The following is a 12,007-nucleotide window of genomic DNA, read 5'->3' on the forward strand; positions in this document are numbered from 1 at the left end:
GAATTGAGATTTAGCTTCGCCGGAATCGACTTCTTGACTAGGTGGCCCCGTGATTCCGTGCCTGCATTCAGTGTCATAATTCCACCCGTGGAGGTCGTCTACGAATCCCCGTGGTGGCGCCGAACCGCTCTGCGCCTATCCCTAGCCGGCGGATCTTGGTGGGTATTCGAGCATCTACTGCTCTGCGTCATTTTCGTAGTCGTCCTGGATTGCTGCGGAGAACTCAGTTGGTGACGTCTTTCCGGCCACGAGAAGTTGCGTTTGCGGGACCAGGGTGTTCGCGTGCATGGACGCAGTCGAATTCGACATGAAGTCGACGAGGCCGTCGCTCTCCAGCAGCGCCTGAAAAGATTCGACGGTGCTGGTGACAAGGGTTCCCGGCTCGGAGTCCGGCATAGGTGCGCCCGAGGGGCCGGCGGGTGGGATGCCGAGAATATCCAGGGTATTCTGACGGGCGTCAGTGTCTGTCTGAATAAAGTTCAGGAATGCGGCCGCCACATCATGTTGAGAGGACTTGGCAGGAATGGCCAGGACGCCGGCGGCGGTCATTGCGGTGAAGGGATCGCCGGTCTCCTCGGGCGGGAAGAGAAAGAACCCGATCTCACCGTGGCCTGTTTCCTGAAGCGTTGGTGCTTGCCAATTTCCGCTCGGAAAGAAGAGGCCCTCGCCTTCCGCGAACCTGGCGGGAGCTTGTGTCTGATCGATACTGTTGACGTCTTCCGGCAGAAATCCCTCCTCACCCCAGTGCTGGAGTGTCGTGGCGGCGTCGACCAGTGCGGATGTGTCGATGGTCGCGCCCGGCTTGTTGTAGTTCCATTCCTGGACAAGCTGGGTACTGCCTGCGTAGTTCATCTGGAGATTCTGCAGTGGATACGCAAGCCCTCCGTCCTTTCCGTTGACCATGATCGGCAGGAGGCCTGCACTCCTCGCCTTTTCTAGGCTCTTTTCAAAGGCGCTGAGCGTGGCTGGCGGCTCGGTCATTCCGATCTGAGCCGCGAGCGACTTGTTGTAGTACACGCCCGTCAACCCGAAACCAGGCCCGGCGCCGTACAAGTGCCCAGTGCCGCGCTGTCGTCCGTCATCGGCGACGCGGGTGGAGGCGAACTGGGACTGAGGCCACTTGGTCCATCCGTACGCTTCTGCGTACGGATCGAGATCGGTGAGGAGGTGGTCCTTGACCAGGTTTCCAAAGGATGCGAGCCGCACCAGGTCTGGCACCTCGGTTCCGGATATCAGGCGAGGCACATTTGTCGTCAGGTTGTTGAAGTCTTCGCTGGTCACCTTCACGGTGACATTGGAATGCTTGGCATGGAATGCAGCACCGAGCTCCTCATAGAGCGGTACATCGGGCGTTGACACAAGCACCTCGAGGGTGACTGGCGCATCACCGATACTCGTGCTCACGGCTGCTGGCGTCTCAGAAGGAGGAGCCTGTGCGCCCGGGGCACTACACGATGCCAGGAGGGCGGCAATGATGGCCGGCAGCGCGATCCGATAATTCGGTCGCCTACCTCGCCGAGACAGAGCGTTGTTGGTACGCATGGTATCTCCTCAAGATTGATTTTCGTACGACGGTGGCCCTTGCCACGCTGTTTCGCGGGACGATTGATGGTCATAGTCCGCATCGGACGACTGATGCGCGCCGATCGGTGGTGTGTTGATCGCGGAAGTTGCGCGATCCGACTCTCGGTTAGCGAATGATCGCCGTAATGCCGAGCCAGCCTTGTCGACGGCGTCTATCGCGTCTGTCATGACGCCGAGCTTCTCGATGAATCCGTGGATCTGACCGACGTAGTCGTGGATCTCGACCGGAACTTGATCCCTTCGCAACCGCCGGGCGTACTCAAGGGCTTCTCCACGAAGAATATCGTGCTCGGCGGTGATGATGATCGCCGGAGAAACGCCGCACAACGTCTCAGCACGCAATGGCGAGACGACGGGAGATTGCCGCATCAGTTCGTCAGGCACGTATGCGTCCCACAAGTACCCGATCCGCTCATACGTGGTTCTACCGTAATCGCGGCTGCCTGAGAAGTTCGAATACATTTCGACGAATCGCCGCTTGGCCGTGGTGTCCATGGTGCTATCCAGTACCGGGTACACCAATAGTTGCAGCGCCAGATCAAGCCGGGAGTCCCTCGCCCTGAGAGCGACCGCTGCCGCGAGATTGCCACCGGAGCTGTCGCCCCCTACTGCGACCTTGGAAAAGTTCCGTCGGGCCCAACCGATTGCGGTCCATGAGTCGTCGAATGCCGCCGGAAACGGGTGCTCAGGTGCGAGCCGGTAGTCGATCGCGAGTACGGCGCATCCGGCACGGTTCGCGAGTGCTCGCGCGACGCCTTCGCAACAGTCCAGGTCGCCGAACATCCAACCGCCGCCATGGATCCAGACCAGAACGTCCTCTTCGTTGCCGCGCGGTCGGTAGAGCCTCGAAGGAACCCCTCCGGCTTTGATCGTCTCCACCGAGGCCACATGTTCCAGCGGGCCGCGAACTGCCAGCGCGTGATCGTGGACCTGCTTGCGCAGCCCGGAGATGTCGCGACCCCAGTAGTTCACTTCGGGTGCGAGGGACTCGAGATACCTGCGCACCTGCGCGCTAGGCACTGGGCCAATCGGTGTCGTCATAGAGCACGTCCTTGAGCTGTATTCGCCTGCAGCATCACCGCGCATCGGGGTAAAGCGGCCACCCATTCATGGGCATTTTGGGCATCGACGCGGAGCGCGCGGTCGACCACAGGTGTCCGCGACCCTGGCAGCATGCGACCGACAGTGTCGGTGCCGATGCTGCTGGGCGAGCAGGCTGCCCCGACCATTGGGGCGATGTTGCGACCCCAGTAGTTCATTTGGGGTGCGAGGGACTCGAGCTACCTGCGCACCTGCGCGCTAGGCACTGGGCCAATCAGTGTCGTCATAGAGCTCCTCCTTGAGCTGTATTGGCCTGCAGCGTTACTAGGCGTCGGGGCAAAGCGACCACCAATTCGTGGGCACTTTGGGCATCGATGCGGTGCCTGCGGTCGCACACTTAGCCGGCTTCGATACCGACTGAGTGGTCAGTCTGTGTGTTTGAATGTACATCGCGTTCGGTCAGGTTCCAAGTCCTAGCGAGTGGTGTAACCGTTTCGTGATCCCTCTGGTTTGTTAGAAGACGATTTCGCCAGTTTCGTGCCAGTTGCCGACACTCACGATTCCGACAAAGTCGCCGGGTAGGAATGTGACTCGCGTCTTTACAGGTGGATGAATACCCAGTACGCAACAGTGGCCGAGATCCCATCGAGCGGCACGTCAGCGGCGCGACGCGCACGATCAAGGTCCTCCAAGCACCCGCGTGGATCGCATTCGACGGCGCAGTGCGGGGTCGCCTAGCTGCGCCGCCCCGGGAACGCGCGCCACGTCATGGCTGGCCGCCGCAGCGCCGTCACCGAGGTGGGACAGGATCAGCGGCCATCACGGCCCGCGGTGCAACGTAATCGATGGAAGCTCGCCGAATCGCTGCCGGTATTCCGCGGCGAACCGCCCCAGATTGGTGAACCCCAGCCGGGAGGCGATAGCCGTCACCGTGGTGGCCTCTCCGCCGGAGTCGGCGGTTCGAAGCTCGATCCAGGCACGTCGCAACCTGATCTGCCGCTGATACTCCATGGGGGTGGTCCCGAGCCACCGGCGGAATCCGTCATAGAGCGCCCGCGTACTCGTGTTGGTTGCTCGTGCCAGGTCGGGCACCGTCCAGGTGCGAACCGGAAGCTCTTTGATCAGATCGACCGCGCGGCTGAGCCATTCGGGGCCGATCGGTCGTGGTCTCTCCCAGATCTGGCTCGAATAGTTGTGCGGCATGGCGAGCAGCAGCCCGACCATCAGTCCTCGCCCGGCCACGGAAGCCGCGGCGGGATGGCGGAGAATCGGGGTTGCTGAATCGAGGTCCTCGACAAGGTGGTCGACGGCGGACCACCAGCTGGCGGCCGGCATGTCCCAGACGTTCACGACGGGCTCGAAACGCAGGGGGACGCTCGGACTGGTATCGACCCACGTCTCCAGCTCCGATTCGAGTGCGGTGCGGTCGATGGCGATCACCATCATGACGCTCCCGGACGGCCATCTGATGCGGATGGGCTTGCCGGGCGTGAACACGGCCGCGGTCCCGGGGCGAACGACGACCGACTGCGCGCCGATCCTGAATTCCGCTCCACCGACGAGCGAGCGGGCGACGATGAACGAGGCATCCGCTCGCTCGGCTACGAGCTCGACCTCGGTCCCGTAGGCGAGGACGGTGATGCTCACCGCCCGAAGCCGGGCACTACGGATCGAAGCCTCGAAATAGCGACTGTCACCCCGGAGGCGCAGCTCGTGGGGGAAGAGGACGCGAGACACCTCTTCACGGGCAGTGTTGAGGTCGGTGGTTCTGAAGTGCTGGTGTTCGGCAAGTGGAGCGGGGTACCTGATGACAACCTCTTCCAGCTTGCTCTCATATCCTGGGGACTCGATTCCCGGCACAGGATCTGTAGCCACCGATCGATTGTCGGTCGCGCCGCCGCCGCTGGCGATCAAAACCGGGGACGGAAGACCAAGATTGTGAGAACGCTCCCACAGCTGCTCAGAGCGGGGCCTGGGGGATCCTGCCCGGTCAGGCGAGCAGCGCGACTCCGGTCGCGACGAGCCATAGCGACCAGGCGATGTAGGCGATGGGTGTCAGGGTGGCCGCGACCTTCCAGCCGGTGCGCTCGGCCGGACCGACGAACTCCAATGAGCAGAGCATCAGGAGGGTGCCGATGACGATCCCGGGCGCTCCGAGCCAGGTCGGTGCGATGGTGGTCTGGGTGATGGCGGCGCCCACCAGAACGGTCCAGGTGCCTGTGAGCAGGTAGCCGAGGTGCTCGCCGACGGCGACGCCGAGGTATCGGTTGAAGGCCTGGAACACGACGTCGACCGCCTCGCGCGTGGCTGGGCTCGTTTCTGGGTCGGCGTCGAGGCGTGCGAGGTAGGGCACGAGGAACGGCCACCGGATCAGGCCGAGGAACTGCACGAGAGCGGCGAGCACGCCGGTGGTGGCAATGAGCGTCCGGATCGGGGCGCTTGCACCTTCGAGCGCGAGGGCGACGAGTACGGCCAGCGGCGCAAGGGCTACGGCGGTCAGGGCGAAGGCCCACCACCACAGCAGCAGCCGGGTGCCACCCTCGCGGAACCTCGCCAGGACGTCGGGAGTGGGTCGGCGCAGGATGTCGGGGTAGTCGAACAATGCGGCCAGTGCTCCGAAGGCCACGTTGAAGGCCACCGGGACCGTCACCAGCAGCACACCGGCCAGGGTGACGGTGTTCATCGGGTCGCGGCGACCGGCGCCGTCGTGCTCGAGGGGTCGTCGGTGCGCGGGGGAGTGGGGCGCTTCGCGAGGATCAACCGCAAGGCGAGGCCGGTCGCGACCGTCGCCAGGACGGCGCCGCTGAGACCGAAGACGTAGTAGCCCCGCTCGGCGTCGACGATGACGTTGCCGCTGATCAGCCAGCCCACCGCCCAGGTGACGCTCACCAGGGCCGTCCAGGCCGTTGCGGTGCGTGGGCCGCGTCCCAGCTGCGTCGCCTGCCCGGCGCCGACGAACGCACCGATCACGGAGCCGGTGAGGACGAGCGCACCGACCGACGTCCCAGCGCCGGTCAGGACGGCCGCGAGAGCGCTGCCCACGGCCGTGCCGGCCGCGGTGCCGATGGCCCACCGCGGCCCGAAGCCGCGGGAGCGGAGCGCGAGCCACTGGGCGACACCGATGACGGCGCCGGCCAGCAGGCCGCCGACCGCCGCGGAGAGGGGGCCTTCGTTGGAGCCGACGGTCTGGATGGCGAGCCAGCCCCCGGCCGGGAAGGCGAGGACGGTGAGAAGCCAACGGGCGAAGAACATCAGGGTCTCCTGGGGCTAGGTAGCGTACGGGGTACACTATCTTCGTAGCGTACGCTGTACACATGAAGGAGTCAACGCCCCCGATCATGTCCCCGGATCGCCCAGCCGGCCCGGCTCGCGCACGTCGGCCGCGCGGATCCATCACGGCTGCGGCCATCCTCGACGCGGCCGAACAGCTGGCCGCCGAAGGGATCGACGCAGTGACGGTCCGTGCGGTCACGTCTCGGCTGCACGCCTCGCCGATGGCGTTCTACCGCCATTTCGCCACCAAGGAGGCGCTGGTGGACGCCCTGCTGGACCGGGTGCTCGGGCGGTTCCAGCCTCCGCCGGCGACCGAGGACTGGGTCGAGGACCTGCGCTCCTTCGGCCTGAGCCATCGACGCATCCTGCAGGACCATCCCTGGGCGGTCACGCCGCTGTTCGGTCATCCCTCGCCCGGACTGAATGCGGTCCGCATCGGCGAGAGCGCGCTCGGCATCCTGCACAGGGGAGGCGTGACCGGCGACCGCGCCGTCGCCATCTTCAGCGGGATCATCGCACTGAACTACGGCTGGTCGGCGTTCACCACTGCCCAGCTGACCGCGCGCCCTGCCGCTGGCAACGACGAGCCTCCGGCTCTGCGCGACGTCCTTGCCGCACTCCCGGTCGACGAGTTCCCGCTTACGGTCGCGGTCGCCGACTCCATGGGTGGCTTCGGCACTGACCTGCACTATGGGATCGCTCTGGACCAGCTACTCGCTGGGGTCAGTCTTCCGCAGCAGTCGCGCGTCACGCGCGCTGACGGGGCTTGATCCGTCATGATCGCCGACGCGGAGACAGTGCTGTTCCTGCCCGGGCTGGGCGCGGGCACCGATACGTGGGACTTGCAGCTGCGCGCGCTGCCCGCCGGGTTTACGGGCCTGGCCACGGAGATCTCCGGTCTCGACCAAGCGGCGACCCCTGGAGCATTTACGTTCGCGGCCGCGACACTCGCGCTGCGCGACCTGCTCGACGAGCGGGGTGTCGAACGCGCTCATGTCTGTGGGCTGTCGCTTGGTGGGATGACGGCCACCCACTTCGCACTCGACTTTCCCGAGCGGGTCGCCTCGCTGGTGCTCTCGGGCAGCCAGGTCCGCCCGCACCCCGCCCTCACAGCAAGCGTGCGCACGGGCGTCCGGATGCTGCCGGAGAGCATCGCCGAGAGCAGGGGGTTGACCAAGGCGATGTGGCTCGGTGCCCTCGGGGTGATCGCTGACGTCAACTTCCGCGGACGCCTGACGAGCATCCAGGCGCCAACCCTTGTCCTGTGCGGCAGTCGCGACGTCATCAACATCCCCGCCGCGCGAGAGCTCGCCGCGACCATCCCGAACGCGGAGCTGCGGATCATCCCGCGCGCGGGGCACCCGTGGAACCAGCAGCACCCAGAGCTCTTCTCCCGGACCATCGCCGAGTTCTACGCCCGGCTAGCCAGGGGCGGCTGACGTGTCGCCCGATCAGGTCCAGGACGTGGATAGCCTTTGCAGGCGATGGGAGGCACGGCATGGCATCCGACACGCTCTCAAGGCTGGACTTCGACCGGTGGGACGAGCCACAACCCACATCTGACCTGCGCGCGAGCCTTGTGGGCTGGCTCGGGTTCCAGCGACACGAGTTCCAGCGGAAGTGGCGCGACCTCACGCCCGAGCAGCTTGCCGAGTGGTCGGTCCCGCCGGTCGAGCTGTCCGTCCTCGGGCTCATCCGCCACATGCAGCAGATGGAGCACGCCTATCTGGGCTGGGGCCTCGGCGGTGGCGAACGGGTCGACGCCTACGGGGACGACGACTACGCGGGCGGGTCGGCAGACACCGTCGAGGACGACCTCCGCCTGTACCTCGACGAGATCGTGCGGGCGGACGCCGCGATCGCCGCGCTTCCCACGCTCGACAGTCCCGGGCTGGGCCATGGCAATCCGCTCGGCCACACGCTGATCAAGATGATCGACGAGTACGCGCTGCACAGCGGTCAGGCGCACATGCTGCGTTTCGCAGCACTCGGCCGCGTGGTGCGCTGAACGGCCAGTCGACGCCCAGGATCGATCGATCCCGGGCGTCGACGGCGGCCGGGTCTGGTCTTGTACGGGTCACGAGTAGAGGGCGAAGGGCCAGCCGCGCAGGACCGCCCGTCTGAACCGTTCATGCCCGGTTGGTGACCGCGCCACTGTCGTAAAAGGGCGTTTTCATCCGATACGGGCACAATGTGAGCGTCACATTGTCTGCCCGAAGGGTTCACCCATGACGCTCTCGCAGAGAATCCCGCTGCGCGGCCTGCTCACCGCCGTCGTCGCGCTGCTGCTGTTCGCCGCCGTGGCGCTCGTCGCCGCACCGCCCGCCGGTGCTTTGCCGCCCGGGACGCCGTCCAAGGCCACCGCACAGTCCGAGCTCAACGCACTGACCGTCCGTTCGGAGGAGTCGATGACCGGCTACTCCCGCGACCTGTTCCCGCACTGGATCGACCAGGGCAGCAACTGCGACACCCGTGAGACGGTGCTCAAGCGCGACGCCGACTCCGTCACCGTAGGCTCCGACTGCTACCCCACCTCCGGCAGCTGGTACAGCTACTACGACGGCGCCACCTGGACCCAGGCCTCCGACCTGGACATCGACCACATCGTGGCCCTGGCCGAGGCCTGGCGCTCCGGCGCACAGCACTGGACCACCAGCCAGCGGCAGAGCTTCGCCAACGACCTGAGCGGCCCGCAGCTCATCGCCGTGACCGACAACGTGAACCAGTCCAAGGGCGACCAGGACCCCTCCACGTGGCAGCCGCCGCGCTCCGGCGCCCGCTGCGCGTACTCCAAGTGGTGGATCCACACCAAGTACCGCTGGGCACTGCACCTGCAGTCCTCGGAGAAGTCCGCGCTGCAGACCATGCTCAACACCTGCTCGTACTGAACCTCCTCCTACGCCGCGGCGTCATGGGCACGAGCCCATGACGCCGCGGTCTGCGCGACAAGTACCCAGCAACCCGCTGGCACGACGGCGGGGGACCGGGTCAGCGGGTTGCTTGCCGGTCGTAGTCGGCCTGTCGGGCCTGGATCTCGTCGGCGTTGTCGATCGTCCAGTCGTACAGGCGGCCGAACGGCTCCCGCAGGGACTCGCCCAGCGGCGTCAGCGAGTACTCCACCCCGACCGGTGCCGTGGGCAGCACCCGGCGCACGATCATCCCGTTGCGCTCGAGCCGGCGCAGGGTCTGCGTCAGGACCCGCTGGGTCACGCCCTCGAGGCGGCGCTTGATCTCGTTGAACCGGGTGGGCTCCTCCAGGACCGCCATCACCATCATCGACCACTTGTCCGCGATCTGGTCGAGGATCGGCCGACTGGGGCAGTCGGAACGAAAGACGCGCCTCTCCTCGACGCTCGCGCCCGACCCCTCACACCGCGGCCACCGCCCGCCGTCGGGCTGGGTTTGCTGAGTGCTGGATATTCGCCCCTCCCAGCCCGTTCGAAGGGCGAATATCCAGCACTCAACGGAGCGGCGTCAGCGTCTGGTCCAGGTCTGGTTGGACTGGGCGGCGCCGCAGGTCCAGAGCTGGACCTTCGTGCCGTTGCCGGTGCCAAAGCCCGCGGCGTCCAGGCACAGGCCGGACTGCACGCCGGTGATGGTGCCGTCGGCGTTGACGTTCCACTGCTGGTTGGCCTGTCCGTTGCAGTCCCAGATGACAACCGGGGTGCCGTTGCTGGTCCCGCGGCCGTAGGCGTCCAAACACTTGTTGCCGTACACCTTGAGCTCCTTGCCGGCGGTGTGGGTCCACCGCTGGTTGGCGCCGCCCCAGCAGTCCCAGAGCTGCGTGTCGGTGCCGTTGGCGGTGCCGACCCCGGTGACCTCGAGGCAGCGGCCGGACTGGGTGCCCACGATCTCGGTGCCGCTCGGGGTGCCGATGCTGCCGGGTACCGATCGCAGTGCGTCGTACCAGACCGCAGCCATCTTGTCGTAGCCCGCGGCGGTCGGGTGGACACCGTCCTCCAGGTCGGCGGCCGTCAGGGCGCTGTGCATGTCGACCAGGTGCACCTTCTTGCCGTTGTTCACCTTGCTCTGCACGATGCCGGGGATCGCCGCGTTGTAGCTGTTGACCGCCGCGTCCCCCTCGCTCCACCCGAGCGGAGTGATCTGCGCGACGAACACCTCGGCGTTCGGCGCCGTCGTGGTGATGTGGTCGATCAGCGCGGACAGCCGGTCCGGGGCGCCGGCGCTGTTGTCCTGCAGGACGTCGTTGGTGCCGATGTGCAGCAGCACGGTGTGCGGCTGGTAGGTGTTCAGCCAGCCGACGATGTTCGCGTCGATCTGGTCGATACGCCAGCCGGGGTGGCCTTCGTGGTCGTGGTCGCCGAGGCTTGCCGGCCCGTTGAACTGCGACCCGACGAAGTCGGTGGTGTACCCGGTGTTGGCGAGGCGCTGCCACAGGCCGATCCGGTATCCGCCGGGCGTCTGTGTGCCTTCGGTGATGGAGTCGCCCAGCGGCATGACACGCACGCCACCGTTGGACTCCGCGTTCGCGGGACCGGTCGGCATGGTCACCATGGCCGCCACGAGACCGAGTGCCGCGATCGGGCCGAGCCACTTTGCTCTTGTTCGCATCATCTACTCCTGGTGTGCTGTGGGGTTGAGCAGGTCGAGCTGGGTGAGCGGGCCCATCCGGTAGGGGAGCAGCCCGTAGTCGTCGGGGTCCGCGTCGGGGTCGACGCCCTGGTACACGTACTGCAGATGGCAGGGGTCGATGGGGAGTGCTGTGTGAGCGCTAACACGAGCAGTCCCACGAACGTCGTCGTTACTTGTGCGGGAATGCTCGTGTCCAACGAGCTACCGGAATCCTGGGTGAAAGCCGACGGCAAGTCAACCCCTTGCTCGTGCCGCCGACGCCGTGCCGCGGAACCCGCAGGCCCAGGTCGGCGACACGATCTACCGCTGCGGCAGGAGAGCGCGGGCGTAGCGGGCGAAGCGCTCCCCGATGAGGCGGTGGGTGGCCGTGTCGGGGTGGAGGGCGTCGGGCAGCGGGTGCTCGACGGCGTCGTCCGCGCCGTACAGCGTGGTGCCGTCGAGGTAGTGGAGGTTCGGGTCGTGCCGGGTCTCGACGACCGAGGCGAGCGCGTCACGGGTGACCCGCAGGGTCAGCTTCCCCTGCTGCTGCTCCTCGCTGCGGCCGGTGGCGACGAACCGTACCTGGTCGGTGCCCAGGGTGTCCGGGTCGACGGCGCCCGGGCCCGGCGTGTCCTCGTGGATGCCGCAGAAGATCGACGAGACGAGCACGAGCGGGGTCGTGGGGTGGCCGTCGCGGATCGTGTCGAGGAACCCGTGCACCGCGGGCACGAAAGCCCGCAGCCGCATCAGGTCGGCGTTGACGACGTTGATGCCGAGCTTGACGCTGATCAGGTCGGCGGGCGCGTCGCGGATCACGCGGGCGACGAAGGGGTCGACCAGGGCGTTGCCCCCGAACCCGAGGTTGCGCAGCGACACGCCGCCGAGCCGCGCGGCGACGGCGGGCCAGGTCTGGGTGGGCGTGCTCGCGTTCGAGCCGTGGCTGATCGAGCTGCCGTGGTGGACCCACAGGGGACCCGCCGGCCCGACCGGTGCGATCGGCGCGTCCGTCCGGAGCTCGATGAGCTCGACGGACTCGTTGTGCGGCAGCCAGATCTCGACCAGCTTCTCGCCCGCGGGCAGGCCGGGGAACGCCGCGGTGTGCGGGGGGCCGGGCCGGAACTCCGTCCCGCCGGTCTGCAGGTCGGACAGGATGAGGTCGCCGTCGTCGAGCGGCACGCTCGCCGCGAGGGCGCCGTCCACCATCAGGTCGACGCTGCCGCGCGCGCGGTCCGCGCCGCGGTAGGCGAGCCGCGTCGGGTGGGACACGAGCGCGACGGTCCGGGCCGCGGTCGAGAACGCCAGGCGGACGCCGGAGGGCTGCGCCTCCATCATCAGCAGCCGCGGATCGGGAAACTGCTCGCGGGCCCAGGCCGGCAGCCGGTGCGGGCGCAGGCCACGGGAGGTGCTCTCGAGCTCGGCGGCGCCGTGCACGTACGGAGCGGTGAGCGGGGTGAGCAGAGTGCTGGGCATGACGATGTTCCTTGCCTCCGAGTGGTGGTGCCAGCTAGTTGTGGTGCCTACACGTTGTGGTGCGGGT

12 protein-coding genes are annotated in these 12,007 nt (G+C 66.9%); 4 read left to right on the forward strand and 8 right to left on the reverse strand.

Going from position 1 to position 12,007, the window contains the following annotated elements; genetic code table 11:
• Positions 1–174: 174 nt before the first annotated feature.
• From ACFT2C_RS02355 to ACFT2C_RS02375, 5 genes are all read right to left on the reverse strand, one after another.
• A complete protein-coding gene (locus ACFT2C_RS02355; RefSeq protein WP_377205385.1) occupies positions 175–1,404 on the reverse strand; it encodes an ABC transporter substrate-binding protein in 1,230 nt (409 codons plus the stop codon).
• A gap of 147 nt (positions 1,405–1,551) precedes the next feature.
• Complete coding sequence (locus ACFT2C_RS02360; protein ID WP_377205386.1) at positions 1,552–2,625, reverse strand: alpha/beta hydrolase; 1,074 nt, start codon at positions 2,623–2,625, stop codon at positions 1,552–1,554.
• Between the two features lie 819 nt (positions 2,626–3,444).
• On the reverse strand, positions 3,445–4,500 hold the full coding sequence (locus tag ACFT2C_RS02365) for an AraC family transcriptional regulator (protein WP_377205525.1): 1,056 nt from the start codon (positions 4,498–4,500) through the stop codon (positions 3,445–3,447).
• 115 nt (positions 4,501–4,615) lie between these two features.
• Positions 4,616–5,308, reverse strand: coding sequence for a DUF4386 domain-containing protein (locus ACFT2C_RS02370; RefSeq protein WP_377205387.1), 693 nt, complete (start codon positions 5,306–5,308; stop codon positions 4,616–4,618).
• Positions 5,305–5,877, reverse strand: a complete 573-nt coding sequence (locus ACFT2C_RS02375) for a hypothetical protein (protein ID WP_377205388.1) — start codon at positions 5,875–5,877, stop codon at positions 5,305–5,307. Before ACFT2C_RS02375 ends, ACFT2C_RS02370 begins: the two co-directional genes overlap by 4 nt.
• 62 nt (positions 5,878–5,939) lie before the next feature.
• Here ACFT2C_RS02375 and ACFT2C_RS02380 point away from each other — a divergent pair, with 62 nt between their 5' ends.
• The 4 genes from ACFT2C_RS02380 to ACFT2C_RS02395 all read left to right on the forward strand — a co-directional run bounded on the left by ACFT2C_RS02380 (position 5,940) and on the right by ACFT2C_RS02395 (position 8,786).
• On the forward strand, positions 5,940–6,668 hold the full coding sequence (locus ACFT2C_RS02380; RefSeq protein WP_377205389.1) for a TetR/AcrR family transcriptional regulator: 729 nt from the start codon (positions 5,940–5,942) through the stop codon (positions 6,666–6,668).
• A gap of 6 nt (positions 6,669–6,674) precedes the next feature.
• The gene (locus tag ACFT2C_RS02385; RefSeq protein ID WP_377205390.1) at positions 6,675–7,337 is read left to right on the forward strand and encodes an alpha/beta fold hydrolase; all 663 of its coding nucleotides are present in this window, start codon (positions 6,675–6,677) and stop codon (positions 7,335–7,337) included.
• Between the two features lie 59 nt (positions 7,338–7,396).
• Entirely contained in the window at positions 7,397–7,906 is a 510-nt protein-coding gene (locus tag ACFT2C_RS02390; protein ID WP_377205391.1) for a DUF664 domain-containing protein, read from the forward strand.
• Between the two features lie 220 nt (positions 7,907–8,126).
• On the forward strand, positions 8,127–8,786 hold the full coding sequence (locus ACFT2C_RS02395; protein WP_377205392.1) for a DUF1524 domain-containing protein: 660 nt from the start codon (positions 8,127–8,129) through the stop codon (positions 8,784–8,786).
• 100 nt (positions 8,787–8,886) lie between these two features.
• Here ACFT2C_RS02395 and ACFT2C_RS02400 read toward each other — a convergent pair whose 3' ends face one another.
• From ACFT2C_RS02400 to ACFT2C_RS02410, 3 genes are all read right to left on the reverse strand, one after another.
• On the reverse strand, positions 8,887–9,351 hold the full coding sequence (locus ACFT2C_RS02400) for a winged helix-turn-helix transcriptional regulator (RefSeq protein WP_377205526.1): 465 nt from the start codon (positions 9,349–9,351) through the stop codon (positions 8,887–8,889).
• Between the two features lie 21 nt (positions 9,352–9,372).
• Positions 9,373–10,470, reverse strand: coding sequence for an RICIN domain-containing protein (locus tag ACFT2C_RS02405; RefSeq protein ID WP_377205393.1), 1,098 nt, complete (start codon positions 10,468–10,470; stop codon positions 9,373–9,375).
• A 321-nt stretch (positions 10,471–10,791) separates the two neighbouring features.
• Positions 10,792–11,940, reverse strand: coding sequence for an SGNH/GDSL hydrolase family protein (locus ACFT2C_RS02410; RefSeq protein ID WP_377205394.1), 1,149 nt, complete (start codon positions 11,938–11,940; stop codon positions 10,792–10,794).
• Between the last annotated feature and the right edge of the window lie 67 nt (positions 11,941–12,007).

The organism is Promicromonospora sp. NPDC057138 (assembly GCF_042670845.1).
GTDB lineage: Bacteria > Actinomycetota > Actinomycetes > Actinomycetales > Cellulomonadaceae > Promicromonospora.

Excerpts from the sequence above, each read along its gene's own strand:
- ACFT2C_RS02360 (WP_377205386.1), bottom strand. The coding sequence starts at position 2,625 with ATGACGACACCGATTGGCCCAGTGCCTAGCGCGCAGGTGCGCAGGTAT.
- ACFT2C_RS02370 (WP_377205387.1), bottom strand. The coding sequence starts at position 5,308 with ATGAACACCGTCACCCTGGCCGGTGTGCTGCTGGTGACGGTCCCGGTG.
- ACFT2C_RS02375 (WP_377205388.1), bottom strand. The coding sequence starts at position 5,877 with ATGTTCTTCGCCCGTTGGCTTCTCACCGTCCTCGCCTTCCCGGCCGGG.
- ACFT2C_RS02380 (WP_377205389.1), top strand. The coding sequence starts at position 5,940 with ATGAAGGAGTCAACGCCCCCGATCATGTCCCCGGATCGCCCAGCCGGC.
- ACFT2C_RS02385 (WP_377205390.1), top strand. The coding sequence starts at position 6,675 with ATGATCGCCGACGCGGAGACAGTGCTGTTCCTGCCCGGGCTGGGCGCG.
- ACFT2C_RS02390 (WP_377205391.1), top strand. The coding sequence starts at position 7,397 with ATGGCATCCGACACGCTCTCAAGGCTGGACTTCGACCGGTGGGACGAG.
- ACFT2C_RS02395 (WP_377205392.1), top strand. The coding sequence starts at position 8,127 with ATGACGCTCTCGCAGAGAATCCCGCTGCGCGGCCTGCTCACCGCCGTC.
- ACFT2C_RS02405 (WP_377205393.1), bottom strand. The coding sequence starts at position 10,470 with ATGCGAACAAGAGCAAAGTGGCTCGGCCCGATCGCGGCACTCGGTCTC.
- ACFT2C_RS02410 (WP_377205394.1), bottom strand. The coding sequence starts at position 11,940 with ATGCCCAGCACTCTGCTCACCCCGCTCACCGCTCCGTACGTGCACGGC.